Annotated in this window: 15 protein-coding genes; 13 read left to right on the forward strand and 2 right to left on the reverse strand. The window is 69.9% G+C overall.

The window, feature by feature from the left end; translation table 11 throughout:
- Positions 1-12: 12 nt before the first annotated feature.
- Positions 13-714 carry a demethylmenaquinone methyltransferase gene (locus ACZ4XD_RS20825; RefSeq protein WP_468044074.1) on the forward strand — a complete coding sequence of 234 codons (702 nt, stop codon included), beginning with the start codon at positions 13-15 and terminating at the stop codon, positions 712-714.
- Positions 715-835: 121 nt separating this feature from the next.
- Here the strand turns inward: ACZ4XD_RS20825 and ACZ4XD_RS20830 are convergent, their stop codons facing one another.
- Entirely contained in the window at positions 836-1,354 is a 519-nt protein-coding gene (locus tag ACZ4XD_RS20830; RefSeq protein WP_468044076.1) for a GNAT family N-acetyltransferase, read from the reverse strand.
- Between the two features lie 74 nt (positions 1,355-1,428).
- Here ACZ4XD_RS20830 and ACZ4XD_RS20835 point away from each other — a divergent pair, with 74 nt between their 5' ends.
- Positions 1,429-2,775 (forward strand): geranylgeranyl reductase family protein, encoded by a 1,347-nt coding sequence (locus ACZ4XD_RS20835; RefSeq protein WP_349632529.1) that lies wholly within the window; start codon positions 1,429-1,431, stop codon positions 2,773-2,775.
- A gap of 439 nt (positions 2,776-3,214) precedes the next feature.
- Here the strand turns inward: ACZ4XD_RS20835 and ACZ4XD_RS20840 are convergent, their stop codons facing one another.
- Entirely contained in the window at positions 3,215-4,012 is a 798-nt protein-coding gene (locus ACZ4XD_RS20840; RefSeq protein WP_468044078.1) for a C40 family peptidase, read from the reverse strand.
- Positions 4,013-4,738: 726 nt separating this feature from the next.
- Here ACZ4XD_RS20840 and ACZ4XD_RS20845 point away from each other — a divergent pair.
- The 11 genes from ACZ4XD_RS20845 to nuoK are packed head-to-tail and all read left to right on the forward strand — an operon-like array spanning position 4,739 to position 15,732.
- The gene (locus ACZ4XD_RS20845; RefSeq protein ID WP_042155734.1) at positions 4,739-5,098 is read left to right on the forward strand and encodes an NADH-quinone oxidoreductase subunit A; all 360 of its coding nucleotides are present in this window, start codon (positions 4,739-4,741) and stop codon (positions 5,096-5,098) included.
- A gap of 9 nt (positions 5,099-5,107) precedes the next feature.
- On the forward strand, positions 5,108-5,662 hold the full coding sequence (locus ACZ4XD_RS20850) for a NuoB/complex I 20 kDa subunit family protein (RefSeq protein ID WP_042155737.1): 555 nt from the start codon (positions 5,108-5,110) through the stop codon (positions 5,660-5,662).
- Positions 5,659-6,423, forward strand: coding sequence for an NADH-quinone oxidoreductase subunit C (locus ACZ4XD_RS20855; RefSeq protein ID WP_468044081.1), 765 nt, complete (start codon positions 5,659-5,661; stop codon positions 6,421-6,423). The genes ACZ4XD_RS20850 and ACZ4XD_RS20855 overlap by 4 nt, the downstream gene beginning before the upstream one ends.
- Positions 6,423-7,799 carry an NADH-quinone oxidoreductase subunit D gene (locus ACZ4XD_RS20860; RefSeq protein WP_468044083.1) on the forward strand — a complete coding sequence of 459 codons (1,377 nt, stop codon included), beginning with the start codon at positions 6,423-6,425 and terminating at the stop codon, positions 7,797-7,799. Before ACZ4XD_RS20855 ends, ACZ4XD_RS20860 begins: the two co-directional genes overlap by 1 nt.
- A gap of 35 nt (positions 7,800-7,834) precedes the next feature.
- Positions 7,835-8,689 (forward strand): NADH-quinone oxidoreductase subunit NuoE, encoded by an 855-nt coding sequence (nuoE, locus tag ACZ4XD_RS20865; RefSeq protein ID WP_468044115.1) that lies wholly within the window; start codon positions 7,835-7,837, stop codon positions 8,687-8,689.
- Positions 8,686-10,068, forward strand: coding sequence for an NADH-quinone oxidoreductase subunit NuoF (gene nuoF / locus ACZ4XD_RS20870; protein WP_371874005.1), 1,383 nt, complete (start codon positions 8,686-8,688; stop codon positions 10,066-10,068). The genes nuoE and nuoF overlap by 4 nt, the downstream gene beginning before the upstream one ends.
- On the forward strand, positions 10,065-12,596 hold the full coding sequence (locus ACZ4XD_RS20875) for an NADH-quinone oxidoreductase subunit G (protein ID WP_468044085.1): 2,532 nt from the start codon (positions 10,065-10,067) through the stop codon (positions 12,594-12,596). Before nuoF ends, ACZ4XD_RS20875 begins: the two co-directional genes overlap by 4 nt.
- A complete protein-coding gene (nuoH, locus tag ACZ4XD_RS20880) occupies positions 12,596-13,984 on the forward strand; it encodes an NADH-quinone oxidoreductase subunit NuoH (RefSeq protein WP_468044117.1) in 1,389 nt (462 codons plus the stop codon). Before ACZ4XD_RS20875 ends, nuoH begins: the two co-directional genes overlap by 1 nt.
- Complete coding sequence (nuoI, locus tag ACZ4XD_RS20885) at positions 13,977-14,567, forward strand: NADH-quinone oxidoreductase subunit NuoI (protein ID WP_468044087.1); 591 nt, start codon at positions 13,977-13,979, stop codon at positions 14,565-14,567. The genes nuoH and nuoI overlap by 8 nt, the downstream gene beginning before the upstream one ends.
- Positions 14,564-15,436: an NADH-quinone oxidoreductase subunit J gene (locus ACZ4XD_RS20890; protein WP_468044089.1), complete on the forward strand. Its 873-nt coding sequence runs from the start codon at positions 14,564-14,566 to the stop codon at positions 15,434-15,436. Before nuoI ends, ACZ4XD_RS20890 begins: the two co-directional genes overlap by 4 nt.
- Positions 15,433-15,732 (forward strand): NADH-quinone oxidoreductase subunit NuoK, encoded by a 300-nt coding sequence (gene nuoK, locus ACZ4XD_RS20895; protein WP_042155750.1) that lies wholly within the window; start codon positions 15,433-15,435, stop codon positions 15,730-15,732. Before ACZ4XD_RS20890 ends, nuoK begins: the two co-directional genes overlap by 4 nt.
- Positions 15,733-15,738: the final 6 nt, after the last annotated feature.

A 15,738-nucleotide genomic window follows, 5' to 3' on the forward strand; every position in this document is an offset into this window, starting at 1 on the left:
GACAATGGCCGGGTGACCCGAGCATCCCTGGACAAGCAGCCGCACGAAGTCGCCGCGATGTTCGACGACGTGGCGGCGCGGTACGACCTCACCAACGACGTGCTCTCCCTGGGGCAGGCGCGGCTGTGGCGCAAGGAGGTGGAGCGTGCGGTGGCCGCACGGCCCGCCGAGCGGGTGCTCGACCTCGCGGCCGGTACCGGCACCTCCTCACTGCCGTTCGCCAGGACCGGTGCGTATGTGGTGCCGTGCGACTTCTCCGTCGGCATGCTGCGGGAGGGCAAGAAGCGGCACCCGTGGCTGCCGTTCACGGCCGGTGACGGTACCCGGCTGCCGTTCGCGGACGCGGTGTTCGACGCCGTGACCATCTCCTTCGGGCTGCGCAACATCCAGGACACCGATGCCGCGCTGGCGGAGCTGTACCGGGTCACCAAGCCGGGTGGCCGGGTGGTGATCTGCGAGTTCAGCGAGCCGACCTGGGCGCCGTTCCGGACGGTCTACACCGAGTACCTGATGCGGGCGCTGCCGCCGGTCGCCCGCGCGGTCAGCAGCAACCCGGACGCCTACGTCTATCTCGCCGAGTCCATCCGCACCTGGCCCAACCAGCCCGAACTCGCCGCCCGGCTCCAGGGCGTGGGCTGGACCGAGGTGGCCTGGCGCAATCTGACCGGCGGCGTCGTGGCGCTGCACCGGGGACGCCGGCCGGCCGAGGGCTGAGGACGGCGCCGCATTCCCCACCGTGGGCAGGGCCCCTCTCTGCCGAGGAGTGGAAGGGGCGCTGCCGAGGAATTCCCGCAGCGCCCCTTCCCGTTCGTCCCGGGGACTCACGGATCCAGCGTCACAGATCCAGCCGGTGGCAGTACGCCGTACGCTGCCCGTTGGGCGTGATCACCGTCTCCGCCCGGCGCATCCCCAGCCGCCGGGTCACCGCGAGCGACCGCTCGTTGGCGGCGGCCACCATCGCCACCACATGCCGGACCCCGGCCGCCCGTACGGACTCCAGCGCCGCCTGCGCCGCCGTGGTGGCGTAGCCCTTGCCCCAGTACGCGCGGCCGAGGCGCCAGCCGATCTCGATCTCGCCCACCGGTCCCCAGTCGTGCGGCCAGGGCTGGGCGCCGGTGAAGCCGATGACCGCGCCGTCCGCCGGGTCCACCAGGGTGTACAGGCAGAAGCCCAGCTCGGCGTGGTGCCGGCGCTGTCGGGCGGTGAGCTCGTCGTACTCCGAGAGTTCGGCGGGGACGCCACCGCGGAACTCCATCACGTCCGGGTGGCTGAAGGCCCGGTGCCAGTGCCTCGCGTCCTCGTCGGTGGGCACCCGCAGTTCGACCGAGGGGAGTGGTGTGTGCACAGACTTCATGGGGGACAACCCTTCAGGTTCTGATCACCAAGGCCCCCATAGACTGCACATGCCCAGTGCCGGTCGGCACCCAGATATCCAGATATCGACTTCCGGGAGACAGCGCCGTGACCGAGTCCGCGTCCGTGACCGATTCCGTGACCCCCGCCCGATCGGAGCACAGCGCGGATGTGATCGTCGTCGGTGCCGGGCCGGCCGGCTCGGCCACCGCCTATCACCTCGCCAAGTCCGGTCTGGATGTGCTCCTTCTGGAGAAGACCGCGTTCCCGCGCGAGAAGGTCTGCGGCGACGGGCTCACCCCGCGCGCCACCAAGCAGCTGGTCGCGATGGGCATCGACATCTCCGAGGAGGCGGGCTGGCTGCGCAACAAGGGCCTGCGGATCATCGGCGGCGGCTCCCGGCTCCAGCTCGACTGGCCGGAGCTGGCCTCGTACCCGGACTACGGCCTGGTCCGTAAGCGCGACGACTTCGACGAGCAGCTGGCCCGGCAGGCGCAGAAGGCCGGGGCGCGGCTGTACGAGCGCTGCAACGTGGGCGCGCCGATCGTCCACGAGCTGACCGGCCACATCACCGGTGTGCACGCCAAGCTCGGCGAGGAGAAGACCCCGGTCACCTTCCACGCCCCGCTCGTCGTCGCCGCCGACGGCAACTCCACCCGGCTCTCGCTGGCCATGGGCCTGCACCGGCGCGAGGACCGCCCCATGGGCGTGGCCGTCCGTACGTACTTCACCTCGCCCCGCCATGACGACGACTACCTGGAGTCCTGGCTGGAGCTGTGGGACCGCCGCGGCGCCCAGGACCGGCTGCTGCCCGGCTACGGCTGGATCTTCGGCATGGGCGACGGGACGAGCAACGTCGGCCTCGGCATCCTCAACTCCAGCTCCGCGTTCAAGGAGCTGGACTGGCGGGAGATCCTCAAGGCGTGGTGCGCCTCGATGCCCGCCGACTGGGGCTACACGCCGGAGAACATGACCGGCCCGATCCGCGGCGCCGCGCTCCCCATGGCCTTCAACCGCCAGCCGCACTACACCAGGGGCCTGCTGCTGGTCGGTGACGCGGGCGGGCTGGTCAACCCGTTCAACGGTGAGGGCATCGCCTACGCGATGGAATCCGGTGCGATCGCCGCCGAGGTCATCGTGCAGGCGCACGCCCGTGCCACGTACGCGCAGCGCGAACTGGCCCTGGCGCGCTACCCGAAGATCCTCAAGGACACCTACGGCGGCTACTACTCGCTGGGCCGCGCCTTCGTGAAGCTCATCGGCAACCCCAAGGTCATGAAGATCGCCACCCAGCGCGGACTGACCCACCCGCTGCTGATGCGCTTCACCCTCAAGATGCTCGCCAACCTCACCGACCCCACGGGCGGCGACGCGATGGACCGCATCATCAACGGGCTGAGCAAGGTCGCCCCGAAGGCCTGACTCGGGGGCCGGCCACCGGACGGGAGGTCCGGGGCCGGCCCGGTCCGTGCTCCCGCGGCGCCCGGAAAGATTTCCCGGTGCCGCGGTCACACTCTCCGGCCGGGATCCGTCAGTGCGGTGACGACGGATTCTCGGCATCACCAACCTGTTCAACCAGCTCAACGCGACCACCAGGCAGCCGGCCGCGACGCGGGCTGGTATCTCCCGCCCGGCGGGGCGGCCCGTGACGGCCCCGTCGAACGCCCCTGGCGGCCCGTCGGTGCGTCCGGCGGGCCCACGGCTGAGCCCGCGCTCCCGGGGCCCGGTCCTGTTCTCGGCGGCACGGGCCGAAGGCCGCCCCGTGCACCCACCGGTGCGCGGGGCGCGCCGTGGCAAAAGGACCGTCCCTCCCGAGCGGCGGGAGGGACGGTCCTTGTGCGTGTTCGCGTGCGCGGCGGTCTTAGAGGACGCGCACCGCGCCGGTCGGCATGTCGTAGTCGAGCGGGCGCTCGACGATGCCGGTGCTCGGGTTCTGGGCGCCGATGAACTTGCCGCCGCCGACGTAGACGCCGACGTGGTAGGCGCTGCCCGCGCTGCCCCAGTACAGGATGTCGCCGACCTGGAGGTTGTCCAGGCCGACCTGGGTGCCCTGGGTGGACTGGTCCTGCGACACCCGCGGCAGGTCGATGCCGATCTGGTTGAACGCGGCCTGCGTCAGACCGGAGCAGTCGTACGACGAGGGGCCGCTGGAGCCCAGCACGTAGGCCTTGCCGAGCTGCGCCTTGAGGAAGGCGACGAGCGTGGCGGAGCTGCCGGTGGCGTTCGACGCCGGGGCGGACAGGGTCGAACGGTCGGAGGAGCGCGAGGCACGGGCCTCGGCGGCCTCCTTGGCCTTACGGGCTTCCTCGGCCTTCTTCTTCGCCGCGGCCTTGGCCTTCTTCACGGCCTCGGCCTTGTGCTTCTCCGCGGCCTTGGCCGCGTGCGAGAAGGCGCTGTCCTGGAGCGCCTGACGCTCGTAGTTGAACGCGACCTGCTCGGCCGTGTCGGCGCTCCTGGCGGCGCTGGTGGCCAGCGCCGTCGTGATCGTCGGCATCTCCTGGGTTTCGGAGACGGGCTTTTCCGCGGCGTTGGCCGGCACGGTGGCACCGGTCACCGCGAGGGTGAGGAAGCCACCGGTCACGCCCGCCCGCAGCGCCCGCGAGGACGCGGAAGGACGACGGGGCTTCCGGTGGCTGGGTATGAGTGCGTTCGGGGACATGGCAATAACGGCTATCAGGCACCGCAGGTTGCTGCCAAGAAAGGTGCAGTGCGCCACACTTGACGCGTACGCGACGAACAAAACGGACTTTTGTCCGCCGGCTGCCCCCGCGGCGGGATGTCCGAATTTCGCGATCATGTTCCTACGCATGGCATTTGCTGCTCCACGCGGGCTCGGCGGGCGCCTACCACTTCCGCATCCGCCACGCCAAGGCTTCCCGGGCGTCAAGCGCTTAGTGCTGGAAATAGCGTGGGATAGGTCACTCTTGAGTGTCCGTTATGTTCCCGTGATCTGGCGTCGGCCGGTCGCTCGTGAACGGAAGCACGTACCGACGATCACGACCGGGTCACGAACGGGCCGCACCTACGGCGCCTGCCGCGTATAGCAGTTGACGGCGTCCAGCGCCAATTTGCTTGCGGCGGCAACCACTTGATAGTGGCAACCCCGCGCTGACCAGCGGTAACACCAGAGAATGTCACCTCTCGTGATCACTCGCGCGCTTCGCGTATGAAGATCACCGCTCATCCGACTTCATGATCCTTCGCCGGGTGGTGGAGATCACAAAGGCGTTGTTCACCCCCGTGTCGCAGATCACAGGAGAGCGGGCATAAGATGCAGGCGGCTCGGGCTTGTGAACTGCCTCACATAGGCACGATCTCCATGGGGCAGCCGGAGGGCCCGGGCGGACCGCCATCCAGTCATCGTCGACTGAAGGGAGCGAGGACGGTGAACGCTTACGCGCCCATCCTCGTACTGGGAGCCCTCGGGGCAGGCTTTGCGATCTTCTCCGTCGTGATGGCCACCCTCATCGGGCCCAGGCGTTACAACCGGGCCAAGCTCGAGGCCTACGAGTGCGGTATCGAGCCGACGCCGCAGCCGTCCGGCGGTGGTCGCTTCCCGATCAAGTACTACCTGACGGCGATGCTCTTCATCGTCTTCGACATCGAGATCGTCTTCCTCTATCCCTGGGCCGTCACCTTCGACGCCCTGGGGCTTTTCGGGCTCGTCGAGATGCTCCTCTTCGCGCTCACCGTCTTCGTCGCCTACGCCTATGTCTGGCGTCGTGGCGGCCTGGAATGGGACTAGGGGTCACACATGGGACTTGAAGAGAAGCTGCCGAGCGGCTTTTTGCTGACCACTGTCGAGCAGGCCGCGGGCTGGGTGCGTAAATCCTCGGTCTTCCCTGCGACCTTCGGGCTGGCCTGCTGCGCCATCGAGATGATGACCACCGGCGCCGGGCGCTACGACCTCGCCCGCTTCGGCATGGAGGTCTTCCGCGGCTCGCCGCGGCAGGCGGATCTGATGATCGTGGCCGGCCGGGTCAGCCAGAAGATGGCGCCCGTGCTGCGGCAGGTCTATGACCAGATGCCGAACCCGAAGTGGGTGATTTCCATGGGGGTTTGCGCCTCGTCGGGCGGAATGTTCAATAACTATGCGATTGTGCAGGGCGTCGACCACATCGTGCCCGTTGACATTTATTTGCCGGGTTGCCCGCCGCGTCCCGAGATGCTGATGGACGCCATTCTCAAGCTCCACCAGAAGATCCAGGACACCAAGCTCGGGGTCCATCAGGAGCAGGCCGCCCGTGAGGCGGAGGAAGCGGCACTCAAGGCACTGCCGCTGATCGAGATGAAGGGGCTGCTGCGGTGAGTGAGCAGAAGAACCCCGAGCGTCCCGAGCCCGGGGGCCCGGACGAGGCGGTGCCCGCGCAGCGCGAGGACACCGGCGAGGCGATCGCCACCCGCCGCGGCATGTTCGGGGCCAACAACGGCGGGGACACCACCGGCTACGGCGGCCTCGTCCGCACGGTCCGGCTGCCCGGCGCGGCCCAGCGGCCGTACGGCGGACCGCGCGGCAGGGGTGGGGGCTACGGGGAGTTCGACGAGATCGCCGATGAGCTGGAGGGCGCCCTCGACGAGCAGGGGCTGGTCCCCGAGAACGTCATCGAGAAGACCGTCGTGGACCGCGACGAGCTGACCTTCCACATCGAACGCGGCCAGCTGCCGACCGTCGCCCGGATCCTGCGGGACGACCCGGCGCTGCGCTTCGAGCTGTGCACGGGGGTGAGCGGAGTGCACTTCCCCGGCGACAAGGGCCGCGAGCTGCACGCCGTCTACCACCTGCGCTCCATCACCCACAACCGGCTGATCCGGCTGGAGGTCTCCGCCCCGGACGCCGACCCGCATGTGCCCTCGCTCGTGGAGGTCTATCCGACCAACGACTGGCACGAGCGGGAGACCTACGACTTCTTCGGAATCGTCTTCGACGGCCACCCGGCGCTGACCCGGATCATGATGCCGGACGACTGGCAGGGCTTCCCGCAGCGCAAGGACTACCCGCTCGGCGGCATCCCCGTCGAGTACAAGGGCGCCCAGATTCCGGCTCCCGACCAGCGGAGGTCGTACAGCTGATGACTACTGCACCGCACTCCCACTCCTCGTCCGGCCACCGCACGTCCAGCGACTTCGACACCCAGGAGTCCCTGGGCCGCGAGACCACCGAGGGGACCGTCTACAACGTCTCCGGTGGCGACTGGGACGAGATCGCCGCGGCCGCGGTGAAGGCCGACGACGAGCGGATCATCGTCAACATGGGGCCGCAGCACCCCTCCACCCACGGGGTGCTCCGGCTGATCCTGGAGATCGACGGCGAGACCGTCACCGAGGCCCGCTGCGGGATCGGCTATCTGCACACCGGCATCGAGAAGAACCTCGAATTCCGGACCTGGACGCAGGGCACCACCTTCGTGACGCGGATGGACTACCTGACGCCCTTCTTCAACGAGACGGCCTACTGCCTGGCCGTGGAGAAGCTGCTGGGCATCACCGACCAGGTCCCCGACCGGGCCTCGGTCATCCGCGTGCTGCTGATGGAGCTCAACCGGATGTCCTCCCACCTCGTGGCCATCGCCACCGGCGGGATGGAACTGGGCGCCACCACGATCATGATCTACGGCTTCCGCGACCGTGAGCTCATCCTCGACCTCTACGAGCTGATCACCGGCCTGCGGATGAACCACGCCTACATCCGGCCCGGCGGCCTCGCCCAGGACCTGCCGCCGGGCGCGGTCGACCAGGTGCGTGAGTTCGTCAAGAAGATGCGGAAGAACATCGGCGAGTACGACAAGCTCGCCACCGGCAACCCCGTCTTCAAGGGCCGGATGGAAGGCATCGGCTATCTCGACCTGGCCGGCTGTATGGCCACCGGCGCCACCGGGCCCATCGTGCGCGCCGCGGGACTGCCGCACGATCTGCGCAAGACCCGGCCGTACTGCGGCTACGAGGACTACGACTTCGAGGTGCCGACCGCCGACACCTGCGACTCCTACGGCCGGTTCCTGATCCGGCTGGAGGAGATGCGCCAGTCGCTGCGGATCGTCGAGCAGTGCCTGGACCGGCTGGCGCCCGGCCCGGTGATGGTCGCGGACAAGAAGATCGCCTGGCCCGCCCAACTGGCCCTCGGCCCGGACGGTCTGGGCAACTCCCTCGACCACATCAAGAAGATCATGGGCACCTCGATGGAGGCCCTGATCCACCACTTCAAGCTGGTGACCGAGGGCTTCCGGGTCCCGCCGGGCCAGACCTACGCGGCCGTCGAGTCACCCAAGGGCGAGCTGGGCGTGCACGCGGTCAGCGACGGCGGCACCCGCCCCTACCGGGTGCACTTCCGCGACCCGTCCTTCGCCAACCTTCAGGCCATGGCGGCGATGTGCGAAGGCGGCCAGGTCGCCGACGTCATCGTCGCCGTCGCGTCCATCGACCCCGTGATGGGAGGCGTCGACCGGTGAACGCCACTCCGGCAAACCAGGACGTGCAGCTGGGGATGCCCGCGCTCCCCGCCCCCGATTACCCGGCGGACGTACGGGCCCGGCTGGAGACGGACGCCAAGGAGGTGATCGCCCGCTACCCCGGCTCGCGGTCGGCGCTGCTGCCGCTGCTGCACCTCGTACAGGCCGAGGAAGGGCATGTCACCCGCACCGGCATCCGCTTCTGCGCCGAGATGCTCGACCTCACCACCGCCGAGGTCACCGCCGTCTCGACCTTCTACTCCATGTACCGCCGCAAGCGCAGCGGGGACTACCAGGTCGGGGTCTGCACCAACACGCTGTGCGCGGTGATGGGCGGCGACGCCATCTTCGAGGAGCTCAAGGAGCACCTCGGCGTCGGCAACGGCGAGACCACCGGGGACGGCGCGGTCACCCTCGAACACATCGAGTGCAACGCGGCCTGCGACTTCGCCCCGGTCGTGATGGTCAACTGGGAGTTCTTCGACAACCAGACGCCGGAGAGCGCCCGGCAGCTGGTCGACGACCTGCGGGCCGGCCGGACCGTCGAGCCCACCCGCGGTGCGCCGCTGTGCACGTTCAAGGAGACGGCGCGGATGCTCGCCGGCTTCCCGGACGAGCGGCCGGGCGCCGTCGAGGCCACCGGTGGCGCCGGCCCCGCCTCGCTGATCGGGCTGCGGCTGGCCAAGGGCGAGGCCGCTCCCGGCCGCGGCGCCGACCATGTCGTCTCCCCGCGGACCACGGCCGACGGCCCGACCGCCGGTGAGCCCCCGTCCGGCCACCCCGCCGAGGAGGCGCCCTCGGGCCACCCCAGCTCCCACGACGCACCGCAGCAGACCTCGGCCTCGGATGATCAGCATCCGGCCGGTCCCACAGCAGAGGAGGGGGAGTGATGACAGTGGCAGCCGAACACGGCGGTGCCTCCCGGCGCGAGACCGGCGGGGACCACCCCGAGAAGCTTCTGACGCCCGTCCTGTCCGCCTTCTGGGACCAGTCCGCGTCCTGGACGCTGGAGACCTACCGCCGGCACGAGGGCTACGAGGGACTGCGCAAGGCACTGGCGATGCCCCCGGACGACGTCATCGCCTACATCAAGGACTCCGGGCTGCGCGGCCGCGGCGGCGCGGGCTTCCCGACCGGGATGAAGTGGCAGTTCATCCCGCAGGGCGACGGCAAACCGCACTATCTCGTGGTCAACGCCGATGAGTCCGAGCCCGGGACCTGCAAGGACATCCCGCTGCTCTTCGCGAACCCGCACTCCCTCATCGAGGGCATCGTGATCGCCTGCCATGCGATCCGGTCGAACCACGCCTTCATCTATCTGCGCGGCGAGGTCGTGCCCGTCCTGCGGCGGCTGCACGAGGCGGTGCGCGAGGCCTATGCGGCGGGCTTCCTCGGGAAGAACATCCTGGGCTCGGGGCTCGACCTGGACGTGATCGTGCACGCGGGCGCGGGCGCGTACATCTGCGGTGAGGAGACCGCGCTGCTCGACTCGCTGGAGGGCCGTCGCGGACAGCCCCGGCTGCGTCCTCCCTTCCCGGCGGTGGCGGGCCTGTACGCCTGCCCCACTGTCGTGAACAACGTCGAGTCCATCGCCTCGGTTCCCGCGATCATGAACCGGGGCAAGGACTGGTTCCGGTCGATGGGCAGCGAGAAGTCCCCGGGCTTCACGCTCTACTCGCTCAGCGGCCATGTGGCCAACCCCGGCCAGTACGAGGCCCCGTTGGGCATCACCCTGCGCCAGCTGCTGGACATGAGCGGCGGGATGCGCCGCGGCCACCGGCTGAAGTTCTGGACGCCGGGCGGCTCGTCGACGCCGATGTTCACCGACGAACACCTCGATGTCCCGCTCGACTACGAGGGCGTCGGCGCGGCCGGCTCGATGCTCGGCACCAAGGCGCTCCAGTGCTTCGACGAGACCACCTGTGTGGTCCGGGCGGTCACCCGCTGGACCGAGTTCTACGCGCACGAGTCCTGCGGCAAGTGCACGCCCTGCCGTGAAGGGACGTACTGGCTGGTGCAGTTGCTGCGCGACATCGAGGCGGGCAAGGGGCGGCCGGGCGACCTCGACAAGATCGACGACATCGCCGACAACATCAACGGCAAGTCGTTCTGCGCCCTCGGCGACGGCGCCGCCTCGCCGATCTTCTCCTCGCTCAAGTACTTCCGCGAGGAGTACGAGCAGCACCTCAACGGCAGGGGCTGCCCCTTCGACCCGGCCAGGTCGACCCTCTGGGCCGACAACGACGCTCACCTGGGGGTGAAGGCATGACCGTCACGACCACGGGGTCGGACAGCGGCTCCGCCGCCCGTCCCTCGGGGGGCGGCGAGGCAGCGATTCCGCCGGAGGACCTCGTCACCCTGACGATCGACGGCATCGAGATCTCCGTCCCCAAGGGGACGCTGGTCATCCGCGCCGCCGAACTCCTCGGCATCGAGATCCCGCGCTTCTGCGACCACCCGCTGCTGGACCCGGCGGGCGCCTGCCGGCAGTGCATCGTGGAGGTCGAGGGCCAGCGCAAGCCGATGGCCTCCTGCACCATCACCTGCACCGACGGCATGGTGGTCAAGTCGCAGCTGACCTCCCCGGTGGCCGAGAAGGCCCAGCGCGGGGTGATGGAGCTGCTGCTGATCAACCACCCGCTGGACTGCCCGGTCTGCGACAAGGGCGGCGAGTGCCCGCTCCAGAACCAGGCGATGCAGGTCGGCGACCCGGAGTCGCGCTTCGAGGGCAAGAAGCGCACGTTCGAGAAGCCGGTGCCGATCTCCACGCAGGTGCTGCTGGACCGTGAACGGTGTGTGCTGTGTGCGCGCTGCACCCGCTTCAGCAACCAGATCGCCGGCGACCCGATGATCGAACTCGTCGAGCGCGGCGCCCTCCAGCAGGTCGGCACCGGAGAGGGCGACCCCTTCCAGTCGTACTTCTCCGGCAACACCATCCAGATCTGCCCGGTCGGCGCGCTCACCTCCGCCGCGTACCGCTTCCGCTCCCGCCCCTTCGACCTGGTCTCCTCGCCGTCGGTGTGCGAGCACTGCGCGGGCGGCTGCGCGACCCGTACGGACCACCGGCGCGGCAAGGTCATGCGGCGGCTGGCGGCCGACGACCCCGAGGTCAACGAGGAGTGGATCTGCGACAAGGGGCGGTTCGCCTTCCGGTACGCACAGCAGCGCGACCGGCTGGAACACCCCCTCGTGCGCGACCCGGAGTCCGGCGCACTGGAGCCGGCGAGCTGGCCGGCGGCCCTGGAGGCGGCGGCCCGCGGGCTGGCCGCCGCCAAGGGGCGCACCGGCGTCCTGACCGGCGGCCGGCTGACCGTCGAGGACGCCTACGCCTACGCCAAATTCGCCCGGATCGCGCTGGGCACCAACGACATCGATTTCCGGGCCCGGGTGCACAGCGCCGAGGAGGCCGACTTCCTGGCGTCCCGGGTCGCCGGCCGCGGCCGTGACCTGGACGGCGGGGGCGTCACCTACACCGCGCTGGAGAAGGCACCGGCCGTGCTGCTGGCCGGTATCGAGGCCGAGGAGGAGGCCCCTGGCGTCTTCCTGCGGCTGCGCAAGGCGCACCGCAGGAGCGGACAGCGCACCTACGGGCTGGCCGCCTACGCCTCGCGCGGGCTGATCAAGGCAGGCGGCACGCTGCTGCCGGCCGCGCCCGGGACCGAGACCGAATGGCTGGACGCGCTCGCCGGCGGGGTCGGCCTGGAGGGCGAGGGCCGTGCCGCGGCCGAGGCGCTGCGGGCCGAGGGTTCGGTGATCGTCGTCGGTGAGCGGCTGGCGGCGGCGCCCGGCGCGCTGACCGCCGCGCTCCGCCTGGCGTCGGCCACCGGGGCCCGCCTGGTGTGGATTCCGCGGCGGGCCGGTGAGCGCGGCGCCGTCGAGGCGGGGGCGCTGCCCGGGCTGCTGCCGGGCGGCCGGCCGGCCACCGATCCGCGGGCCCGCGACGAGGTCGCCGCGGCCTGGGGCGTGGCCGCACTGCCGCAGCGGCACGGCCGGGACACCGGCCAGATCATCGAGGCCGCGGCGACCGGCGAGCTCAGTGCGCTGCTGGTGGCGGGCGTCGAGGTCGCCGACCTGCCGGACCCGGCCCGCGCGCTGGCCGCGCTGGACCAGGTCGGCTTCCTGGTCAGCCTGGAGCTGCGGCCCTCGCAGGTCACCGAGCGGGCGGATGTGGTCTTCCCGGTGGCGGCCGTGGTGGAGAAGTCCGGCACCTTCCTCAACTGGGAGGGCCGGGCGCGGCTGTTCGAGGCCGCGCTCAAACCGGACCAGATGACCCGCCGGCATCTGCTGCCGGACTCGCGGGTGCTGCACATGCTCGCCGACGCCCTCGACGTTCATCTGGCGCTGCCGGACATCCGTGCCGTACGCCGCGAACTGGACCGGCTCGGCGGCTGGGACGGCCCGTACGCGGGCGAGCCCGCGGAGACCGGGCGCCCGCTGCCCCGGCCCGACAGCGGGGAGGCTGTCCTCGCCGGCCACCGGCTCCTGCTGGACCAGGGGCGGCTCCAGGAAGGCGACCCGGCGCTGGCCGGCACCCGGCACGCCGCGGTCGCGCGGCTGTCGGAGACCACCGCGCAGGAGACCGGGGTCAAGGACGGGGATCTGCTGGCGGTCACCGGCCCGGCCGGCGCGGTCCGGCTGCCGCTCCAGGTCACGCCGATGCCCGACCGGGTGGTGTGGCTGCCGCTCAACTCCACGGGCGGTGGGGTCGCCGCCGATACCGGGGCCCGCCCCGGTGACCTGGTGAAGATCTCCGCCGCCCCGGGCACCCCGGAGCCGGCCGAGGAGGTGGACGCATGATGCAGCAGCTTGATCAACTCGCCGCCGCCGGCAGCGCGCTGGCCCAGGAAGACCTGTCGATGTTCGGCCACGACCCGTGGTGGCTCGTCGTCATCAAGGCGGTCTTCTGCTTCGCGTTCCTGATGCTGACGGTGCTGTTCTCGATCGTCTGGGAGCGCAAGGTCGTCGCCTGGATGCAGCTGCGTATCGGCCCCAACCGGCACGGTCCCTGGGGGATGCTCCAGTCCCTGGCCGACGGCATCAAGCTGATGCTGAAGGAGGACCTGGTCGTCAAGCGGGCCGACAAGGTGGTCTATCTCCTCGCGCCGGTCGTGGCGGCCATCCCGGCCTTCATGGCGATCGCGGTGATCCCCTTCGGGCCCGCGGGCAACGAGGTCTCGATCTTCGGGGTCCGTACCCCGATGCAGCTGACGGACCTGCCGATCGGCATCCTCTACATCCTGGCCACGGCCTCGGTCGGCATCTACGGCATCGTGCTGGCGGGCTGGTCCTCCGGCTCGACGTATCCGCTGCTCGGCGGCCTGCGCTCGTGCGCGCAGATGATCTCGTACGAGATCGCGATGGGGATGTCGTTCGCGGCGGTGTTCCTCTACTCCGGGTCGATGTCGACGTCGACCATCGTGGAGTCGCAGCAGAACCGGTGGTACATCCTGCTGCTGCCGGTGTCGTTCATCATCTACATCGTCGCGATGGTGGGGGAGACCAACCGCGCGCCGTTCGACATGCCGGAGTCCGAGGGCGACCTCGTCGGCGGCTTCAACACCGAGTACTCGTCCATCAAGTTCGCGATGTTCATGCTCGCCGAGTACATCAACATGGTGACCGTCTCGGCCGTCGCGATCACCCTCTTCCTGGGCGGCTGGCGGGCACCCTGGCCGATCTCCACCTTCTGGGAAGGCGCCAACCACGGCTGGTGGCCGCTGCTCTGGTTCACCCTCAAGGTGCAACTGCTGCTGTTCTTCTTCATCTGGCTGCGCGGCACCCTTCCGCGGGTGCGCTACGACCAGTTCATGAAGCTGGGCTGGAAGGTCCTCATCCCGGTCTCGCTGGTCTGGCTGATGCTGGTCGCCACCGTCCGGGCGCTGAAGAACGAGGGCTACGACTTCTCCCAGATCGTGCTGTACGTCGCCGGCGGCGCGGTCCTGCTGCTGTTGATCTCCCTGCTCGTGGACTTCTTCCGGCGCGCCGAGGTGGCGGAGGAGACGGACGGCGACGGGGCCTTCGACCCGATGGCGGGCGGCTTCCCCGTGCCGCCGCTGCCCGGACAGAGCCTGCCGCCGGTGCCGCGCCGCAGGCCGCGCCGGGAGCGGGAGCTGATTGTCAGTGGCGGGGCGGACACTGTCAGTGACGAAATCGGAAACGACGGAAAGGGGGGCGACGGTGCCTGAGTTCCAGAACCCCGTGGCCGGCTTCGGCGTGACCTTCAAGGCCATGTTCAAGAAGCGGCTGACCGAGCAGTATCCGGAGGAGAAGAAGCCGACCGCGCCGCGTTTCCACGGCCGCCACCAGCTCAACCGCCATCCGGACGGGCTGGAGAAGTGCATCGGCTGCGAGCTGTGCGCCTGGGCCTGCCCGGCGGACGCGATCTATGTCGAGGGCGCGGACAACACCGACGAGGAGCGCTACTCCCCGGGCGAGCGCTACGGCCGCGTCTACCAGATCAACTATCTGCGCTGCATCCTGTGCGGCCTGTGCGTGGAGGCCTGCCCGACCCGCGCACTGACCATGACCAATGAGTACGAACTCGCCGACAGTTCCCGGGAATCGCTCATCTACACCAAGGAAGAGCTGCTCGCGGGCCTGGAGGAGACCATGGTCGACAGCCCGCACGCGATCTACCCCGGTATGACGGAGAAGGACTACTACCAGGGCCTGGTGACCGAGGCCGCGCCGGGGACCGTCCGTCAGGTCGCCACCTCCAAGGGGGAGAAGGCCGACGACAACCCGCAGGCGAAGGGGGCGCACGCATGACCGGCCTCGCCGCCGCGGCCTCCATGACCTCCACGGGGGAGGCCGTGCAGTTCTGGATCCTGGGCAGTGTCGCCGTCATCGGCGCGCTGTGCACGATCCTGATGAAGCGCGCCGTGCACAGCGCGCTCTCGCTCGCCGGGACCATGATCGTCCTGGCGGTCTTCTACCTCGCCAACGGCGCCTACTTCCTCGGCGTCGTCCAGATCGTCGTCTACACGGGCGCGATCATGATGCTGTTCCTGTTCGTCGTCATGCTCGTCGGTGTCACCGCAGCGGACTCCCTCAAGGAGACGCTCAAGGGGCAGCGCCGGCTCGCCGCCGCGGCGGGCCTCGGCTTCGGCATCCTGCTGATCGCCGGTATCGGCAACGCCTCGCTGAAGTCGTTCAACGGGCTGGGCGAGGCCAACGCGGGCGGCAATGTGCAGGGCCTGGCGGCGCTCATCTTCACCAAGTACGTCTTCGCCTTCGAGGCCACCGGCGCGCTGCTGATCACGGCGGCGGTCGGCGCGATGGTGCTCACCCACCGGGAGCGCACGGAGCGCGCCAAGACGCAGCGTGAGCAGTCCGAGGCCCGGATCCGCGAGGGCAAGCAGGTACCGCCGCTGCCCGCCCCCGGCGTCTACGCCCGGCACAACGCCGTCGACATCCCGGGGCTGCTGCCCGACGGCACGGTGTCCGAGCTCAGCGTCAACCCGACGCTGCGGGGGCGCGGTCAGATCCGCGATGTCTCCGGAGCCTCGCTCGCCGAACTGAAGGCGCTGGAGCGGCGCTCCGAGGACTGGCTGGGCCGGGGCTCCGAGGACGAGCCCGGCCCGTCGTCGTCCGGTGGCGCGCCGTCGACGGAGCACAAGGAGGGGGCCAAGAAATGAGCCCGGTCTACTACCTCTATCTCGCCGCCCTGTTGTTCACGATCGGCGCGGCCGGCGTACTGATCAGGCGGAACGCCATCGTGGTGTTCATGTGCATCGAGCTGATGCTCAACGCCTGCAATCTCGCCTTCGTCACCTTCTCGCGGATGCACGGGAATCTGGACGGCCAGATCATCGCCTTCTTCACGATGGTCGTCGCCGCGGCCGAGGTCGTGGTCGGTCTGGCGATCATCGTGTCGATCTTCCGCACCCGTCATACGGCCTCGGTCGACGACGCCAGCCTGATGAAGCTGTAAGGGGTC

The organism is Streptomyces sp. NPDC029466 (genome assembly GCF_055574515.1).

Coding starts and splice junctions, on each gene's coding strand:
- ACZ4XD_RS20830 (WP_468044076.1), bottom strand. CDS start 1,354: ATGAAGTCTGTGCACACACCACTCCCCTCGGTCGAACTGCGGGTGCCC.
- ACZ4XD_RS20840 (WP_468044078.1), bottom strand. CDS start 4,012: ATGTCCCCGAACGCACTCATACCCAGCCACCGGAAGCCCCGTCGTCCT.
- ACZ4XD_RS20850 (WP_042155737.1), top strand. CDS start 5,108: ATGGGACTTGAAGAGAAGCTGCCGAGCGGCTTTTTGCTGACCACTGTC.
- ACZ4XD_RS20860 (WP_468044083.1), top strand. CDS start 6,423: ATGACTACTGCACCGCACTCCCACTCCTCGTCCGGCCACCGCACGTCC.
- nuoE (WP_468044115.1), top strand. CDS start 7,835: ATGCCCGCGCTCCCCGCCCCCGATTACCCGGCGGACGTACGGGCCCGG.
- ACZ4XD_RS20875 (WP_468044085.1), top strand. CDS start 10,065: ATGACCGTCACGACCACGGGGTCGGACAGCGGCTCCGCCGCCCGTCCC.
- nuoH (WP_468044117.1), top strand. CDS start 12,596: ATGCAGCAGCTTGATCAACTCGCCGCCGCCGGCAGCGCGCTGGCCCAG.
- ACZ4XD_RS20890 (WP_468044089.1), top strand. CDS start 14,564: ATGACCGGCCTCGCCGCCGCGGCCTCCATGACCTCCACGGGGGAGGCC.
- nuoK (WP_042155750.1), top strand. CDS start 15,433: ATGAGCCCGGTCTACTACCTCTATCTCGCCGCCCTGTTGTTCACGATC.